The sequence below is a fragment of the Stenotrophomonas sp. 2201_Sma genome (assembly GCF_056486685.1).
Genome location: NZ_CM151329.1, coordinates 2,608,446 through 2,624,758, shown reverse-complemented (window position 1 = coordinate 2,624,758; position 16,313 = coordinate 2,608,446). Strand labels below are relative to the sequence as shown.

Below are 16,313 nucleotides of genomic sequence, written 5' to 3'. Positions count from 1 at the left end.
CTGGAGTTGCCGATGTCCACCCCCACGCTTTCCGTGACCGCCCCGCCGGTCGTGGCACCTTCCACCTTCCTGGTACTGGCGATGGCGGCCGGTGCCGGGTTTTCGGTGGCATCGCTCTATTACAGCCAGCCGATGCTGGGACTGATCGCCCAGGACCTGTCCGCGGGCGAGCGCGCGGCGGGTCTGGTGCCGACCCTGACCCAGCTCGGCTATGCGCTGGGCATCCTGCTGCTGGCGCCCTTGGGGGATCGTTTCGACCGCCGGTCGCTGATCCTGCTGAAGTCCGCGCTGCTGTCGGTTGCACTCGCCGCAGCGGCCGGGGCAGGGCACCTGCCGGGCCTGCTGATGGCCAGCCTGCTGGTCGGGTTGATGGCAACGCTGGCCCAGGACATCGTGCCTGCCGCTGCGGCGCTGGCACCGGATGCGCAACGCGGGCAGGTGGTCGGACGGGTGATGACCGGTCTGCTGCTGGGCATCCTGCTGTCGCGCGTGGTCAGCGGGATGGTGGCCGAGGCCTGGGGCTGGCGCACCCAGTTCGTGCTGGCGGCCGTGTCCGTGGCGGCGATGGGGGTGGTGATGGCGCGTGCACTGCCTCGCTTCGCACCCACCAGCACCCTGCGCTATCCGGCGCTGTTGGGCTCGTTGCTGTCGCTGTGGCGGGAGCAGCCGCAGCTGCGCCGGGCGGTGGCGAGCCAGTCGTTGCTGGCGGTGGGTTTCAGCGCGTTCTGGTCAACCCTGGCGCTGATGCTGCACGCGCGCCTGGGGCTGGGCAGTGCTGCCGCGGGGGCCTTCGGTATCGCCGGTGCGGCGGGCGCGCTGGCGGCGCCGTTCGCCGGTCGCTTCGCCGACAGGCTGGGCAGCCCCGCAGTGGCACGGCTGGCGATCATGGTGGCACTGCTGGGCTTTGCACTGCTGCTCGCCGAATCGTGGCTGCCCGCAGCGGCACTGCTGCCGCTGCTGGTGGCCAGCGCACTGCTGTTCGATTTCGGCTTCCAGTCGGCTTTGGTGGCCCACCAGACACTGGTGTATGGCCTGGCGCCCGCCGCACGCAGCCGTCTCAATGCAGTGCTGTTCACCGGCATGTTCATCGGCATGGCGGCCGGAGGAGCACTTGGCAGCCTGGCATTGGCGCAGTGGGGGTGGCATGGGGTGGCATGGCTGGCGACGCTCTGTGCCGGTGGCAGCCTGCTGATCCGCCTGCGCTGAGCGCTGCGCGCGCAGCCGCGCGTCAATCGTGGCCGCTGTCGTCCAGGCTGATGATGCCGCGGCGCAGGGCCTGGGTGACCGCATGGGTGCGGTCGCCGACGCCCAGCTTGTCCATCAGGCTCTTCATGTGCGCTTTCACCGTCTGCTCCGAGATCTGCATGCGTTCGCCGATGCGCTTGTTCGAGAGTCCGCCGGCAACATGCCGCAGCACCTCGGTTTCGCGCGGCGACAGCCGGTCCTCCACCACGTGCGCGGCGATGCTGGCGGCCACCGCGGGTGGAATAGGCGCACGGCGACCACCGGCCACCATGCGGATGGTATCGATCAGTTCATGGCGCAGCATGTCCTTGAGCAGGTAGGCGCTGGCACCGGCCTGCAGGGCGCGCACCGCGCGCACGTCGCCGCGGTAGGTGGTCAGCACGATGATGCGGGCACGCGGGTCGAGCGCGCGGATCCGCATGATGGCCTCGACACCGTCCAGCCGGGGCATCTGCAGGTCCATCAGCACCACGTCCGGTTGCAGATGCTGGTACTGCGCGATGGCTTCTTCACCGTCGGCAGCTTCGCCCAGCAGCCGCAGGTCCGGCTGGGCGCCGAGCAGGGCCGCCAGGCCGTCGCGCAGCAGCGGGTGGTCATCGACCACCAGCACGCCGATGGGAGGGGAGAGCTCAGTCATGGTCAGGTCTGCTCCAGGGCCAGCGCCAGCGCGACGGCCTTCGGTGATAGAGGCGGCGCGCGGGGACCGACAGCGCCACTTCAGTGCCCAGGCCGGGCCGCGTCCACAGCTTCAGCGCCGCGCCCAGCCGCTGCGCGCGCTCGCGCATGCCCTGCAGCCCCCAGTGGCCGGCACCGGCATGGTCGTCGGCAATGCCAACGCCGTCATCGCGGACATGCAGCAGGAAGCAGCGGGCACCGTAGGACAGCTCGACCTCGATGGCGCTGGCGTGCGCATGCCGCAATGCATTGCGGATCGCCTCGCGGCCGATCAGGAACACCTCCTCGGCAGCATCCGGCTGCAGGCGGGGCGGGGTGCCTTCCACGGTCAGGCGCAGTGGGTTGGTGCCCTGGCCGGCGTACTCAGCGTGCACATCGGCCAGGGCCGAGGCCAGATCACGACCCGCGAAGGGACCGTCGCGCAGGGCGTTGACCCGTTCGCGGCCCTCGGCCAGATTGCGTTCGGCCAGCTGCATCGCCGATTCCAGCTGGCTGCGCACGGTTTCCGGTGTCTGTGGTGACTGGCTGATCGCGTGCAGGCGCAGGATCAGGCCCTGGCTGCCCTGCAGCAGCGTGTCATGCAGGTCACGGGCGATGCGCTCGCGTTCGCCGTTGCGCTCCTGCAGCCGGGCCCGGAACAGCGCGGCCAGCTGTCCGCTGCGGATCCGTACGGCCATCACCAGCACCGCCAGCACCAGCAGCGCGCACAGCAGCTTGAACCAGACCGTCTGCATGAAGGTCGGTGCGATGCGGAAGCTGCGATGCGCCGGCACCCGGCTCCAGATGCCGTCTTCGTTGGCGGCCTCCACCTCGAAGCGGTAGCTGCCGGGGGCCAGGTTGGTGTAGTAGGCGCGGGTGCTGCTGCCGGCGTCCTGCCAGTCCTCGTCGACACCCGACAGTCGATAGCGGTAGCGGTTGCGTTCGGGCCGGGCCAGTGAAAGGGCCACGTAGTCGATCTGCAGCTGGGTGGTACCAGCGGGCAGGCGCAGATTGTCACGCAGTGGTTCGTGCACGTTGCCGTACAGCACATCGCCGATGCGGACGCTCGGCGCCATGCTGTTGACGGGCGCGTGGGTCGTGTCCAGCCATGCCAGGCCCTGGTTGGTGGCCAGCCAGAGCAGCCCGTCACCGGCCAGCACCGCCGTGGAGATCGGACCGCTCTGCAGGGCGACGCCCGGCATGCCGTCCACGGCATCGAACAGGCGCGGCGTCACCGGCAGGCCGGCGCGCAGCGCGTGCCGCAGATGCGCGCTGTCCAGACGCACCAGGCCGCGGCTGCCGTTGAGCCAGAGCCGACCCTGTGCATCGGCCACCATGCCGGTGATGCCCTCGAGCACGCCCGCAAGGTCGGTTCGTACCGGCATGAAACGTCCGCCGCCCAGGCGTGCGGCCAGGCCCGATTCGCCGGCGACCAGCAACAGATCGCGCTGCTGCAGCAGGGCAGTCACCGGCCCCACTGACAGCCCCTGCGCGGCACCGAAGGTCTCGATCGTGCTATCACCCAGATGGCGCAGGCGTCCATCGGCATACCCCAGCAGCAGCTGGCCGTTGTCGTCCATTGCCAGGGAGGAACAGGCCTGCTCGGGCAGGCGCGGTTCGCGCTGCCAACGGCCCTGCCCGTAATGCAGCACGCCGCGCTCGCCGGTACAGACCCAGGCCTGCTCGTCATCGGGAAACAGCAGCGCGTGCAGTGGCTGGCCGGTGAACGGCGCCGGCAGTGCGATCCGTGCGGTCCGGCCGTTACGCGTGCGGGCGAGATTGACCCAGTCGAACTGCCAGATCGGCGTCGGCGCGCCGCGTGCAGCGGCTTTCAGTTGCGCGCCACTGCCGTCGAGCAGCTCCCGGCGCAGGTCATAAGGCGCCAGATCCTCGCCGTAGCCATACACGCGGCCATCGCTGGCACGGACCAGCGAGCGATACGGATCGGCAGGACCGGCCGACAGCGTCCTCACGCTGCGCGCGCGGAAGCGGTTGAGGCCGAGATTGGTGCCGACCCAGATATTGCCTTCGCGGTCGGCCATGATCGGCACGGCCGACCTTGCGGTCAGGCCATCCGGTGAATCGAAACGTTCCATGCGCACGGCGCGCCTGCCATCGAACGTGACCCTGGCGACCCCACCTTGCGGGCTCATCGTCGCCCACAGCGCGCCATCAGCGGTGAACTGCAGCCGCGCAGCGACCAGCTCCGGCAGGCGGCGTGCCTCGCGCTCGTGCTGTGGCAGCACACCCTCCGCGTTGGCCAGCGGCGAGGTGCCGCGCACGCGGTCGGCCAGCCACACCTCACCCAGCGGGCTCTCCACCAACGTGGCCATCTGCGAGACAGCGATGCCGGTGTCCTCGAAGCGGACGGCACCCGGCGCGCGTTTCCAGATCTTCAGGTCGGCCAGCACCCAGAAGGTATTGCGGCTGTCCTGCAGGACCCACTGCACGCGCCGCTCGGGCAGGCCTGCGCTGGCCGGTGGCGGCCGCCAGCGCTTGCCGTCGAACCAGCGCAGCCCGCCGTTGATGGCGGCCCAGCGGCGCCCCTGCTGGTCGCGGCTGAAGCGCGGCACCACGCCGACCGGAACCCCTTCCGCGCGCCCGAAGTTGCGCAGCTGGCCATTGGCGAACTGGCTGATGCCCGCCTGGAAATAGCCGATCCACAGCGCATCGCCATCGCCGGGCACCAGGGTGACCATGTTGGTGGAGGGAAATCGGCTGCCGGGCGGTGCGGGCTGCCGCTCGAAGCGACGCCCGTCGAAGCGGTACAGCCCGGAGCCGGTGGCCAGCCAGAGCAGGCCGTCGCGATCCTGGGCGATGTCCCAGATATCGCCGGGTGCGCCCTGTCCCACCCGCCAGGCGGTGTGCTCGTAGCCGGGCAGCCCGCTGCTCACTGCCGGGCGCTGCACGGCGTGGGCGGGCAGGGCGATGCACAGCAGCAGGCACATCAGCAACGCCGTCAGGCGACGCAGGGAAGGGAAGGGGCAGCCATGCATGCAGCGCATTCTCGCAGGTGCGGGGCAGTGCGGGGTGACCCGAACGGGGTAGGCGCCTGCCGCGGCACTCGGCTATCACGCCGGCATGGACCACAGAGACTCTCCATGCAGCGCCTGTTCGTGATGTTTCCTGACCGCGGTCCCGGCGCCGGCCTGTTGTGGCTGCGGCTGTGCGTGGTCGCAGCGCTGTGCGTGCGCCCGTCCGACGCGGGCTGGCTGACGGCTGCCTGCCTGCTGGTCGCCTTGTCGCTGCTGCTGGGGGTGCTGACGCCGCTGTCGGCGCTGCTGGCCGTGCCGTGCCTGTTCTGGCAGTCCGTGCCGTGGGCCCTGGCGTTGCTGCCGTTGGCCCTGCTGGCACTTGGGCCGGGTGCCTACTCGCTGGACGCGCGGCTGTTCGGACGACGTGTGCTGGAGCGACGGTCTCCCCCATTCGGGTAGGTGCTGCCCTCGTCCGTCGGGGGTAGGGCATCGTGCCGGCGCCCCGCACCATGGGGCACCCCGTCGTGGCACCCCTCCATGGCTACCGTATCCCGCCCTGTTCCGACCGTCGCGGCGCTGCCGCCCCGGCAGGCTGCCGCTCTGCAGCGTGCGCTGCATTACATCGATGAACACCTGTCACAGCCGATGCGGGTCACCGAGCTGGCTGACGCGGCCTGCGTGAGCCGCTTCCATCTGGTGCGGCTGTTCCGCACCGGAACCGGCGCGAGCCCACTGCGCTACGTGCGCCGCCGCCGTATCGAGCGTGCCCGTCAGCTGCTGCCCGTCGTGCAACTGCCGATGTCCTGCCTGGCGCAGCAGCTGGGCTTCTTCGACCAGAGCCATTTCGTCCGCAGCTTCCGCGCGGAGACCGGCTGCAGCCCCGGCCAGTACCTGGCTGGAGATGCAGCCCTGTCCCTTCCCCCTGCCCTTGTTCGCAACGGAGTCCATCCATGAGCCTCGCTACCGCAATTCCTGCCAAAGGCCTGCTATCGCCCACCGATCACGCACTGGTCCTGATCGATTTCCAGTCGCAGATGGCATTTGCAACCCACACGATCGACATCTCGGCGCTGCGCAACAACGTCGCGCTGATCAGCAAGGGCGCGCAGGGTTTCAATGTGCCCGTGGTGCTGACCACGGTCGCGGAGACCTCGTTCTCCGGCCCGATGTTTCCGGAGCTGCCGGTGATCTTCCCCGGGCAGAAGGTGTTCGATCGCACCTCCATGAACACCTGGGAAGACCAGCCGGTGATCGATGAGATCAATCGCATCGGCAGGCGTCGCCTCGTAATGGCCGGGCTGTGGACCAGCGTGTGCATCGTGGGGCCTGCGCTGTCAGCGCTGGAGCAGGGTTTCCAGGTGTACGTGATCACCGACGCCTGCGGCGATGTCAGCGTGGAAGCACATGAGCGGGCGATCGCCCGCATGGTGCAGGCCGGTGCGGTGCCGATGACCAGCGTGCAGTACCTGCTGGAGCTGCAGCGCGACTGGGCGCGCGGCGAGACCTATGGCCTGACCACCGGAATCGCCCGTGATCACGCGGGCGGTTACGGCATCGGCATCCAGTACGCCAAGACCATGTTCGGCGCCCAGGAAGGCGGGCACTGACCATGGATCCGGGGCTCGACCTGGCGCTGCTGATCCTGCGCGTGGCGGCGGGCGGCTTCCTGCTGCCCCACGCGCTGGGCAAGCTGTTCGGCTGGTTCGGTGGCCCTGGCCTGGGCGGCTTTGCGGGCGAACTGCGTGGCTTCGGCCTGCCGTCGGCCGCGCCTCTGCCATTGCTGCTGGCCGGGCTGCAGGTGCTGTCCGGAATGGCCGTACTGCTGGGCTGGCAGACACGCATCGCTGCGCTGGCCGCAGCGGCGTTCATCGGCTTCACCGTGCTGCTGGCCGTGCCCAAGGGCTGGTTCTGGATGCGCGCCGGCGCCGAGTACCCCCTGATGTGGACCCTCGTCCTGCTGGCCATCGCGCTGGCCGGGCCGGGAGCCTGGGCGCTGGACAGCCCCGTATTTCCCGGAGACATCGCATGAACCATGAGCCACTCGATCCCGGCCGCCGCAGCGTCGTACTGGGCACCGGCGCTGCCGTGGCGCTGGGCCTTGCCGGACAGGCCGGCGCCGCCCTCGATTCCGCCCCCAAGGAGCGCCGCATGCACACACTGGTCATCCGCAACGCCCGCATCACCACGCTCGATCCACACCGTCCGCATGCACAGGCGCTGGCCGTACAGGAAGGGCGCATCATCGCCGTAGGCAGCGATGAAGAGATCATGCGTGGTTGGGGAGCCGAAGCCACGCTCATCGACGCGCAGGGCAGGCGACTGGTGCCCGGCCTCAACGACAGTCACACCCACCTCATCCGTGGTGGCCTGAACTACAACCTGGAGCTGCGCTGGGACGGGCTGCGTTCGCTGGCCGATGCAATGGCCATGCTCAAGGCACAGGTCGATCGCACCCCGGCGCCGCAATGGGTGCGCGTGGTGGGGGGCTTCACCGCCGCGCAGTTCCACGAGAAGCGCCTGCCGACCCTGCAGGAGCTCAACCAGATCGCACCGGATACGCCGGTGTTCCTGCTGCACCTGTATGACCGCGCGCTGCTCAACGGGGCGGCGCTGCGTGCATGCGGCTACACCCGCGAAACGCCGGACCCGCCCGGTGGCCAGATCGTGCGCGATTCGCTGCGCAACCCCACCGGCCTGCTGCTGGCCAAGCCCAATGCGTTGATTCTGTATGCGACGCTCGCCAAGGGGCCACGCCTGCCGGTCGAATACCAGGCCAACTCCACCCGTCACTTCATGCGCGAGTTGAACCGGCTCGGCATCACCTCGGTGATCGATGCCGGGGGAGGCTTCCAGAACTATCCCGAGGACTACCAGGTCATCGAGCAGCTGCACCGCGACGACCAGCTGACCGTGCGTATCGCCTACAACCTGTTCACGCAGAACAAAGGCAAGGAAGTGGATGACTTCCGTGGCTGGAGTGAGATCCTGCAGCCCCGCCAGGGCGATGATCTGCTGCGCCACAACGGCGCCGGCGAGATGCTGGTGTTCTCGGCAGCGGACTTCGAGCTGTTCAGCGAACCACGCCCCGAGCTGCCGCCGGAACTGGAGCCGGAGCTGCATGATGTGGTGAAGCTGCTGGTGCAGAAGCGCTGGCCGTTCCGCATCCACGCGACCTATGACGAGAGCATCGGCCGCATCCTCGATGTCTATGAGCAGGTCAACCGCGAAGTACCGTTCGATGGACTGCACTGGTTCATCGATCACGCCGAGACCATCACCCCGCGCAACATCGAGCGGATCCGGGCACTGGGTGGAGGCATTGCCGTACAGCACCGCATGGCCTACCAGGGCGAAGCGTTCGTCGAACGCTATGGCGTGCAGGCGGCACGGCACACGCCGCCGGTGAAGCGCATGCTGGCCGAAGGCGTGCCGGTCGGCGCGGGCACCGACGCCACCCGCGTGGCCAGCTACAACCCCTGGGTCGCGCTGTCGTGGCTGGTCACCGGGCGCACCGTCGGCGGCCTGGCGCTGTATGGGGAGGAGAACCTGCTGGAGCGCGAGCAGGCCTTGCGCCTGTGGACGCAGGGCAGCGCATGGTTCTCCGGCGATGAAGCGGTGAAGGGCACCTTGAGGGAAGGCCAGTTGGCCGATTTCATCCTGCTCTCGGCCGATTTCTTCCGCGTCGAAGATGCCCGCATCGCCGACATCACCAGCGTGCTTACCGTCGTCGGTGGCCGCATCGTGCATGCCGGCGAAGACTATGCCGGACTGGCGCCGCAGCTGCCGCCGGCGATGCCGGACTGGTCGCCGGTCAACCGGTTCGGGGGGTATCACGTGGGCGGCGCGGCCACCGGCCTGGCGATGGCGCATCACCATCACCATGGTGCGGCCTGCAGGACCCACGGTGCACACGACCATGCCGCGCGCCACGCAGCACCCAGCAATGATCTGACCGCATTCTGGGGTGCGATGGGATGCTCGTGCTTCGCATTCTGAGCCTCGCCCTGCTGGCCGCGCCGTCCCTTGCGCTCGCCTGCGAGGGGGGCTACTGCAGCGATGCCGCTGATGGCACGTTGCAGTGGGATGCCTCGATGCGTCTGCGCGGCATGTACTACGACCCGACCCGCTTCGGTATCGGCGGCGGCGAGGATGGCTACGGCCTGCTTCGCGCATTGGCGTCGGCCACCTACGGAGAACGCGACTGGAAGGCGATGCTGCAGCTGGGCGTGCACGGCGAGCGTGGGAGGGCCGGTGGACCTGGCAGGACCGATCGGGGTGCGCTGGACGTGCAGCAGGCGTACTGGCGCTGGCAGCGCGGCGGCCTGCATGTGCAGCTCGGGCGGCAGGAGGCGGGCCATGGCAGCTCGCGCCTGCTGTCGGTGCGCGACGGGCCGAATATCCGCCTGGCCTTCGATGGTGCCAGGGTCGGATGGCAGGGCGGACTGGGCGTGCTGGAACTGATGGCACTGCGTCCGGTGGAGAACCGGCCGGGTGCGTTCGATGACCGTGGCGAACGCGGTGCGCATCTGTGGGGTGCCTATGCAACCACGGCGCCAGGCCAGGGTCCGGGCCAGTGGGACCTCTATCTGCTGGACTATCGCCGGGAGGACGCCCGCTTCGCGGCAGGCGCCGGCATCGAGCGCCGGCAGACTCTCGGGGCGCGCTGGTTCGGCCAGGCCGGATCGTTGGACTGGAACAGCGAGCTGGTCGTGCAGGGCGGTGAGCTGCGGACCACCAGCGAGCAGCTTGATATCCGCGCGTGGACGCTGGCCACCGATACCGGTTGGCGTTGGCCGCAACTGCCCTTGCAGCCACGGCTGGGACTGAAGGCCGACATCGCCAGTGGTGATGGCCGCCCGAACGACGCCCGGCTGGGCACCTTCAATGCCCTGTTCCCGAAATCGGCCTACTTCAGCGAAGCCAGCCTGCTGGCGCCGGCGAACCTGATGGACGTGCAGCCAACCCTCACACTGCGGTTGCACGAATCCGTTACCACTGAACTGGGCATGCAGATGGCCTGGAAGCACCGCCGCGCCGATGCGGTGTACACCACGCCCGCACCGCTGGTGGCGTTGCCCGGCAGCGCAGGCGGCGCGCGCAGGATCGGCCGCCAGTACAAATCCGAAACCCGCTGGCAGGCCAGTGCACACTGGCAGTGGCAGCTGCAGCTGGCCTGGGTCGATGCCGGTCCTGCGCTGACGCAGGCCGGTGGCCAGGACACGTTGTTCGCCTCGATCGTTGGAGCATGGCAATGGTGAATGCACGCACATCGCAACCTCCCGCACCGGCCGCAGGTGCCTGGTCCCCGCTGAAGATCCGCATGTTCCGCTCGATCTGGCTGGCGATCCTGGCCAGCAACATCGGTACGTGGGTCAATGACGTGGCCGCGGCCTGGGTGATGGCCGAACGCACAGGATCACCGTTGATGGTGGCCCTGGTGCAGTCAGCCACAACCGTACCGATCGTGCTGCTGGCACTGGCCGCAGGAACCCTGGCCGACATCGTCGATCGCCGCACGTACCTGCTGGCCACCCAGGGATGGATGCTGGCAGTGGCGGCCTTGATGGCGGTGCTGACCTCGCTCGGCATGCTGACGCCGCAGCTGCTGGTGCTGCTCACGTTCTGCATGGGATGTGGCGCGGCGATGGCGATGCCGGCGCAGGCAGCGATCGTCTCCGAGCTGGTTCCGCAGTCGATGCTGCCGTCGGCAGTGGCGCTGAATTCGATCGGCATCAACATCGCCCGTTCGATCGGGCCTGCTGTCGGTGGCCTGATCGTCGCCCAGCTGGGAGCCGTGTGGGCCTTTGGCTTCAATGCCATCACCTTCGCTGCGATGCTGTTCGTGGTCTGGGGCTGGAAGCGTGACCCGAAGGCATCGAGCCTGCCGCCGGAAGGCTTCGGTGCCGGACTGAAGGCCGGACTGCGCTATGCCAGCCGCGCCGGGCGTCTGCAGGCGGTGCTGATCAAATCGGTCGGCTTTTTCTTCTTCGCTGCGGCGATGAACGCATTGTTGCCGGTAGTGGTGCGAGGGCAGATGCATGGCGGTGCAGGGCAGTACGGCATGCTGCTGGGCTGCATCGGCATCGGCGCGGTTGCCGGGGCGCTGCTGCTGCCTAGATTGCGCGCACAGCTGGACCGCGATCTGCTGGTGTTGCTGGCGACGCTGGCGCTGGCACTGAGCCTGGTTGGACTGGCGCTGACCCGCAGCTGGTACCTGCTGCCGGTGGTGATGCTGGTGAACGGTTTTGCCTGGATCACGGTGCTGTCCTCGTTGCAGATCGCCGCACAGACGGCGGTTCCTGCCTGGGTGAGGGCGAGAGCGCTGGCGCTGTACATCATGGTGTTCTCGGCAGGCATGGCCGCCGGTGGCCTATGCTGGGGCGCGCTGGCGCAGCGAACATCGCCGGAACTGGCGCTGCTGGTTGCGGCAGCAGGCGCGGTCATCGGCGGGCTGCTGGTGTGGAGGGTGCGTATCGCTGGCACCGAAGATCTCAACCTGCGCCCTGCGGGTCATTGGCCGGCGCCCGAACTGTCGGTGCCGGTCTCCAACGATCGCGGGCCGGTGCTGGTGACGATCGAATACCGCATCGATGCCGCCGACCGTGCATCGTTCCAGGCGCAGATGCGCGCGCTGGGCACGGTCCGGCGCCGCGACGGTGCGGTGGTGTGGGGCGTGGTCGAAGATGTGGCCAGCCCGGGCATCCATCTGGAGTATTTCGTGACCCCGTCCTGGCTGGAGCACCTGCGCCAGCACGAACGCATCACGGCCGACGACAAGGCGATCCAGGAAGTGCTGCGTGCCCTGCACCGTGGTGAACGCGCGCCGGTGGTACGTCACTTTGTGGGTGGTCACGATCCGCTGCCTGCCGCCTGCCTCATCACCACAGCGATATCTGACCGGTAGCGCCGGGCCATGCCCGGCGGATGCTGGATTCGTTCGCCGGGCATGGCCCCGCGCTACCCCGCAGGAGCGGCGGCGCAGTGGGGCGCCGCCGCGGGACATCATTTGCGGGCGAACGCCAGCAGGTCGGCGTTGAAGCGATCGGCATGGGTGACGGTCAGGCCGTGCGGCGCGCCGGGGTAGACCGTCAGTTCGGCGTCCTTGATGATCTGCGAGGACAGCTTGGCCGACGCATCGAAGGGGACGATCTGGTCGTCGTCACCGTGCACGACCCATGCCGGCACGTCGATCTTCTGCAGATCTGCGGTGTAGTCGACTTCCGAGAATTCATGGATGCAGTCGTACTGGCCCTTCACACCGCCCAGCATGCCCTGCAGCCAGAACGAATCGCGCATGCCCTGGGTGACCGTGTTGCCGTCACGGTTGGCGCCGAAGAAGGGTGTGGCCAGGTCCTGGAAGAACTGCGAACGATCACCGCCGGTGCCCTTGCGGATGCCGTCGAAGACCTCCAGTGGCGTTCCGGCCGGGTTGCCCGCGGTCTTCAGCATCAGTGGCGGTACCGCACCGACCAGCACCACCTTCGCCACGCGCGCGCTGCCATGGCGGCCGATGTAGTGGGCCACCTCGCCACCACCGGTGGAGTGGCCGACCAGGATGGCGTCCTTCAGGTCCAATGCGTCGATCACCGCGGCCAAGTCGTCGGCGTAGGTGTCCATGTCGTTGCCGTCCCAGGTCTGGCTGGAACGACCGTGGCTGCGCCGGTCGTGGGCGATCACGCGGAAGCCGTTCTGGCCCATGAACAGCATCTGCGGGTCCCAGGCGTCTGAGGACAGTGGCCAGCCGTGCGCGAAAACGACCGGTTGCCCGGTGCCCCAGTCCTTGTAGAAGATGCGGGCGCCGTCGTTGACGGTGATGTAGTTGCTCATTGCGGTTTCCTTGGCGGAAGGGAAGGACGGCGGCGGCGAAGGTGGCCGTCGCCTGTGGCAGTACAGCGCAGAGGTGATGCAGTGGCTTGCACGGCTGTGCTGGATGAGCACGGATGTGACGCGGATCGCTCTGGCGCGCGGCGCTCGTCGTACCGACCATGAGTGCTGGTCGTGGGAGGGGGTGAAGATGAGGACTCTGCCGGGATGGGGGCTGCTGGCCATGCTGCTGGCGACATCCGCAGCGGCGCAGACCCAGGTCTACAAGTGCACGGACGGCGGGCGTGCGCTGTACCAGCAGACGCCTTGCCAGGGGCAGGCGGAGTGGCGCTGGGAAGTGCCCGCCGAGCAGTCGCTGCCGCGCGGCAGTGCGCCGCTCACCGCCGAGGCGACCCGCACGGGGACCGGTGGGCGCAGGGCGGTGCGGCGATCGGGCGGCGCGCAGGGGGCGTCGATTCCGATCAGTGCGGACGCTGCGGCCTGCGCACGGGCGCGCAGGTTGCGCACGGAGGCGCTGGCCAGAACGCGCCGGGCGGATTTCGTCCAGCGCAGGCAGTGGGACGATGCCGTGTTCGAGGCCTGCCGCTGAAACGGGTCGCAATCAGGCCAAAAACGACAACGGCGCCGTTCGGCGCCGCTGTCGGGTTCTGTCGGGGGATTCAGCGAACGTCGCTGGCCGCTGCCGGCGCGGGTGTGCTGTCCGGCTTCGGCAGGCTCAATTCGGGGTTGCCCTGTTCGGCCTGCAGGATCTGGATGCGGCGCTGCAGGGCGTCCAGCTGGCTGTTGGTGCTCTGCACATCGGTGCTCAGGCTGACGGCCTGCTGCTGGGCCTGCTGCAGTGACGCGCTGACCTGGGCCGACTGCGCCTGCTGCTGCTCCATTTCCTGCTGCAGGGTACGCAGGCGCTCTTCGTTGTAGGCCACCAGGCGCTCGGTATAGCGCTTGCCGGCTTCCAGGCGGGTGGTATCGATGTAGACCTGCGCGAGCTGTTCGGTCTGCTGCACGAACGTGCGATAGACGCGCTCGGCGTTGTCGACGGCATCGGTCTTGATGACGCGCCAGAAGTTCTTTTCCTGGAACAGGGCGACGTAGTAGGTCAGGGTACTGGCATTGAAAAGCAGGCTGGCGCCGTAGTTGCCGTTGTACGTGGTACGCAGTTCGGTCAGCTGGCGTGCGTCCATCAACTGCTTGAGCTCGTCCACCGTGTTGCGTACCACGGGTGCGCTGCTGCGTACCGGTTCGGCTGCGGCTTCGCGGCTGCTGCGCGCCGCCAGTGCGGACGGTGCCGCCAGCAGCATGGCCACGGCCAGCATTGCCGCGCCGCGCGCGTGGCGGGCGAAGACGGTGCCCCCTGAAGTTTCTCGCATGTCTGGACCATCCACGGATGAGTGTGGGTTGAGATGGAAGTGTTCCCCGCCCGGGAGTCTAGCATGCGCGGCGGCGGCGCCAAGGGCGCCGGCCCGGCTCAGAACACAAGCTGTGCGCCATTGCACTGGATGGACTGGACGTTGACATCGGTGCGGCCCAGCTCCAGCCCCAGCAGGCTGGCCAGGGTCGTGCTCAGCAGGGAGCCGACGGTGTTGAGCACCGGCTTGAGCGCGGCCAGCACCGGGTTCAGCACGGTGCACAGCACACCGCTGCAGGACACGTTGTTGCCGGGCGTGGTGACACCGCCGCCGGCCGCCGCGTCGAGGAAGCCGTCCGGGGCGGTCTGGATGTACGAGGCCAGATTGGTGCGGACGCAGCCGTTGTAGTCGATCAGGTTGCCCAGCAGGCTGTCGCAGCGGTTGATGAGCAGCCCGCCGACCAGTGAGCCGAGCAGCCCGTCGAGCAGACCCAGGCCCTGTCCCGTCACGGTGGCGCGGTAGCCTGCCCAGACCGAGCCATCTTCCCAGCAGGTGCCCAGCCCGATCAGGCAGGGTTTTGGCACGCCCTTCTTGACCGTCCAGTTGCCCAGCGGTGCCAGGTTGCGCGACGGGTCGCCGTCGCGCAGCAGGGGAATGAGCTGGTCGACGTTGTAGCGGCCGCCCGAGGGGAACGCTGCCTGCAGGTAGCGGTCGGCCAGTGCCTTGGCCGTGTCGTTGGCATTCATGCCCTGTGCCGGCGAGCTCAGCATGCCCGACAGGACACGCAGCAGCTCGTTGACCAGGTGCGAGACCGCGTCACCGACGGCCAGGGGATTGATCCGGGTGGTGCCGGTCTGGCCGGCGGCCAGGGTCAGGCTCTGCGTGCCGGTCAGCGCCGGCAGGGTGATCTTGTCGTTGATCAGCGGCCGTCCCAGCAGTGTCAGCAGTTGTTCGTTCTGCAAGGTGGCGTCGCAGACATTGCTCTTGGAGAAACGGTCGGCGGCATTGACCTTGCCGACGCACGCGCGCAGTACAGAGGAGTCCACCTGGATGGTGGCGGTGGGCGGTGCCGCGCTGCACTGGATGCTGGTCAGTGTTCCCATCGCGTTGGCCACGTCCACATGCAATGGCAGGTGCAGGCGCGTGCCCAGCAGGTTGAGCAGTGGCCCCACCCCGAACAGGCGGTCGCTGTCGACGTCGACCATCAGCCGGACCTGTGCGTTGTAGGCCCGCGAACCGACACCGCCGATGGCGATCGACGGCGGTTCGACAACACCTGCCTTGATATCCATGCCGAGCAGGTTGAGGTTCGGTACCGCTACGCCATTGCCATCATTGGCGATGGAGATGGCTGCATTGACCAGGTCAAGCACGTTGATCTGCGACTGCAGCGCACTGCCCACCGTGCCGTCGGGAGAGATCACCTCGGCGAACAGTCCGCCGCCGCCGTTCTGGCTGCCCAGCGCGATATTGACCCGATTGATGTCAAGGCGGGTGGCCACCAGGTCGGACAGCGCACGCAGCTGCACGCCCGCGGTGGTGCTGCGGCCGACCACCGTGGCGGTGGCGTCCACCAGCCGTGCCAGTGAAACCTGGTTCAACGACAGCAGGCGATTGAAGTCGGCCACGCTGAGATTGGCGGTGACCGGAATGCCGAGCGCATTGAGCAGGCCTGACGGTGTGATGTTGGCCTGCGCCAGTCCGTCGTACGACAGCACCGTGGCGTTGGTGACGTCCAGCCCCACCAGGCGCAGGGTGCCCATCAAGGGCGAGTTGCCGTTCGTGCGCAGCAGCTGCGAACCCACCGCGAACACCGCCGTCGGTTCCGAGCGCCGCGCCACGGCCTGCACGGTGATGGTCGGCAGGCTCTCGTTCTGGCCGAAGAACGGCAGCACGCTGCGGGTCGCAACCACCCGGACCGCGTTGCGTGGATTGCTGGCGTCGACCGTCTCACTGAACCGGTTGCCTCCGCGTGCGGCGCTCCAGTTGCCGCAGCGGACCTGCACCGTGCCCGGGAACTGGTTCTGCGTGAGTGCGCTCTGCCGCGCGGCGCTGTTGTCGCCGTTGCTCGATGTACACAGCTCAAGTCGCTGTGCACCTGCCAGCGCCGCCAGGTCCACGACCTTCTGCGCATCGCGCTTGGCCCAGAACAGGAAACCGACCTCGATCAGACCCAGCATGGCCACCAGTGCCAGCATCACCAGCATCATGGTGACGGACATGCCGCCGCGCGGGCGGTGGAAACGGGGCTGGCGAGAGCGGTTCATGG

13 protein-coding genes and 1 pseudogene are annotated in these 16,313 nt (G+C 68.4%); 9 read left to right on the top strand and 5 right to left on the bottom strand.

What is annotated here, in order from left to right; genetic code table 11:
* Positions 1-12 precede the first annotated feature (12 nt).
* Positions 13-1,206 (top strand): MFS transporter, encoded by a 1,194-nt coding sequence (locus tag ACZLIF_RS12250; protein ID WP_128989515.1) that lies wholly within the window; start codon positions 13-15, stop codon positions 1,204-1,206.
* Positions 1,207-1,228: 22 nt separating this feature from the next.
* Here the strand turns inward: ACZLIF_RS12250 and ACZLIF_RS12245 are convergent, their stop codons facing one another.
* Complete coding sequence (locus ACZLIF_RS12245) at positions 1,229-1,882, bottom strand: response regulator (protein WP_065175264.1); 654 nt, start codon at positions 1,880-1,882, stop codon at positions 1,229-1,231.
* Positions 1,875-4,904 carry a sensor histidine kinase gene (locus tag ACZLIF_RS12240; protein ID WP_128989513.1) on the bottom strand — a complete coding sequence of 1,010 codons (3,030 nt, stop codon included), beginning with the start codon at positions 4,902-4,904 and terminating at the stop codon, positions 1,875-1,877. Before ACZLIF_RS12240 ends, ACZLIF_RS12245 begins: the two co-directional genes overlap by 8 nt.
* A gap of 96 nt (positions 4,905-5,000) precedes the next feature.
* Here ACZLIF_RS12240 and ACZLIF_RS12235 point away from each other — a divergent pair, with 96 nt between their 5' ends.
* The 7 genes and pseudogenes from ACZLIF_RS12235 (at position 5,001) to ACZLIF_RS12205 (ending at position 11,771) form a co-directional block, all read left to right on the top strand.
* Positions 5,001-5,333 carry a hypothetical protein gene (locus ACZLIF_RS12235; RefSeq protein WP_128989511.1) on the top strand — a complete coding sequence of 111 codons (333 nt, stop codon included), beginning with the start codon at positions 5,001-5,003 and terminating at the stop codon, positions 5,331-5,333.
* Positions 5,334-5,411: 78 nt separating this feature from the next.
* On the top strand, positions 5,412-5,828 hold the full coding sequence (locus ACZLIF_RS12230) for a helix-turn-helix transcriptional regulator (protein WP_065175261.1): 417 nt from the start codon (positions 5,412-5,414) through the stop codon (positions 5,826-5,828).
* Positions 5,825-6,481, top strand: a complete 657-nt coding sequence (locus ACZLIF_RS12225) for a hydrolase (protein ID WP_065175260.1) — start codon at positions 5,825-5,827, stop codon at positions 6,479-6,481. The genes ACZLIF_RS12230 and ACZLIF_RS12225 overlap by 4 nt, the downstream gene beginning before the upstream one ends.
* Positions 6,482-6,483: 2 nt before the next feature.
* The gene (locus ACZLIF_RS12220; protein ID WP_128989507.1) at positions 6,484-6,903 is read left to right on the top strand and encodes a DoxX family protein; all 420 of its coding nucleotides are present in this window, start codon (positions 6,484-6,486) and stop codon (positions 6,901-6,903) included.
* 119 nt (positions 6,904-7,022) lie between these two features.
* Positions 7,023-8,870: an amidohydrolase gene (locus ACZLIF_RS12215; protein WP_206733986.1), complete on the top strand. Its 1,848-nt coding sequence runs from the start codon at positions 7,023-7,025 to the stop codon at positions 8,868-8,870.
* A complete protein-coding gene (locus ACZLIF_RS12210; RefSeq protein ID WP_128989503.1) occupies positions 8,849-10,132 on the top strand; it encodes an alginate export family protein in 1,284 nt (427 codons plus the stop codon). Before ACZLIF_RS12215 ends, ACZLIF_RS12210 begins: the two co-directional genes overlap by 22 nt.
* Positions 10,126-11,771: pseudogene (locus tag ACZLIF_RS12205) on the top strand (MFS transporter). Before ACZLIF_RS12210 ends, ACZLIF_RS12205 begins: the two are co-directional and overlap by 7 nt.
* A gap of 105 nt (positions 11,772-11,876) precedes the next feature.
* Here the strand turns inward: ACZLIF_RS12205 and ACZLIF_RS12200 are convergent.
* Entirely contained in the window at positions 11,877-12,701 is an 825-nt protein-coding gene (locus ACZLIF_RS12200) for an alpha/beta fold hydrolase (RefSeq protein ID WP_065175255.1), read from the bottom strand.
* Between ACZLIF_RS12200 and ACZLIF_RS12195 the strand changes: the two genes are divergently transcribed.
* Entirely contained in the window at positions 12,694-13,287 is a 594-nt protein-coding gene (locus ACZLIF_RS12195) for a DUF4124 domain-containing protein (RefSeq protein WP_343132738.1), read from the top strand. The genes ACZLIF_RS12200 and ACZLIF_RS12195 overlap by 8 nt on opposite strands.
* Positions 13,288-13,357: 70 nt before the next feature.
* Here the strand turns inward: ACZLIF_RS12195 and ACZLIF_RS12190 are convergent, their stop codons facing one another.
* Both ACZLIF_RS12190 and ACZLIF_RS12185 read right to left on the bottom strand, forming a co-directional pair.
* Positions 13,358-14,065, bottom strand: a complete 708-nt coding sequence (locus ACZLIF_RS12190) for a DUF2968 domain-containing protein (protein WP_128989499.1) — start codon at positions 14,063-14,065, stop codon at positions 13,358-13,360.
* Positions 14,066-14,163: 98 nt separating this feature from the next.
* The gene (locus ACZLIF_RS12185) at positions 14,164-16,311 is read right to left on the bottom strand and encodes a TadG family pilus assembly protein (protein WP_128989497.1); all 2,148 of its coding nucleotides are present in this window, start codon (positions 16,309-16,311) and stop codon (positions 14,164-14,166) included.
* Positions 16,312-16,313 lie beyond the last annotated feature (2 nt).

Coding starts and splice junctions, on each gene's coding strand:
- ACZLIF_RS12250 (WP_128989515.1), top strand. CDS start 13: ATGTCCACCCCCACGCTTTCCGTGACCGCCCCGCCGGTCGTGGCACCT.
- ACZLIF_RS12245 (WP_065175264.1), bottom strand. CDS start 1,882: ATGACTGAGCTCTCCCCTCCCATCGGCGTGCTGGTGGTCGATGACCAC.
- ACZLIF_RS12240 (WP_128989513.1), bottom strand. CDS start 4,904: ATGCGCTGCATGCATGGCTGCCCCTTCCCTTCCCTGCGTCGCCTGACG.
- ACZLIF_RS12235 (WP_128989511.1), top strand. CDS start 5,001: ATGCAGCGCCTGTTCGTGATGTTTCCTGACCGCGGTCCCGGCGCCGGC.
- ACZLIF_RS12230 (WP_065175261.1), top strand. CDS start 5,412: ATGGCTACCGTATCCCGCCCTGTTCCGACCGTCGCGGCGCTGCCGCCC.
- ACZLIF_RS12225 (WP_065175260.1), top strand. CDS start 5,825: ATGAGCCTCGCTACCGCAATTCCTGCCAAAGGCCTGCTATCGCCCACC.
- ACZLIF_RS12220 (WP_128989507.1), top strand. CDS start 6,484: ATGGATCCGGGGCTCGACCTGGCGCTGCTGATCCTGCGCGTGGCGGCG.
- ACZLIF_RS12215 (WP_206733986.1), top strand. CDS start 7,023: ATGCACACACTGGTCATCCGCAACGCCCGCATCACCACGCTCGATCCA.
- ACZLIF_RS12210 (WP_128989503.1), top strand. CDS start 8,849: ATGCTCGTGCTTCGCATTCTGAGCCTCGCCCTGCTGGCCGCGCCGTCC.
- ACZLIF_RS12200 (WP_065175255.1), bottom strand. CDS start 12,701: ATGAGCAACTACATCACCGTCAACGACGGCGCCCGCATCTTCTACAAG.
- ACZLIF_RS12190 (WP_128989499.1), bottom strand. CDS start 14,065: ATGCGAGAAACTTCAGGGGGCACCGTCTTCGCCCGCCACGCGCGCGGC.
- ACZLIF_RS12185 (WP_128989497.1), bottom strand. CDS start 16,311: ATGAACCGCTCTCGCCAGCCCCGTTTCCACCGCCCGCGCGGCGGCATG.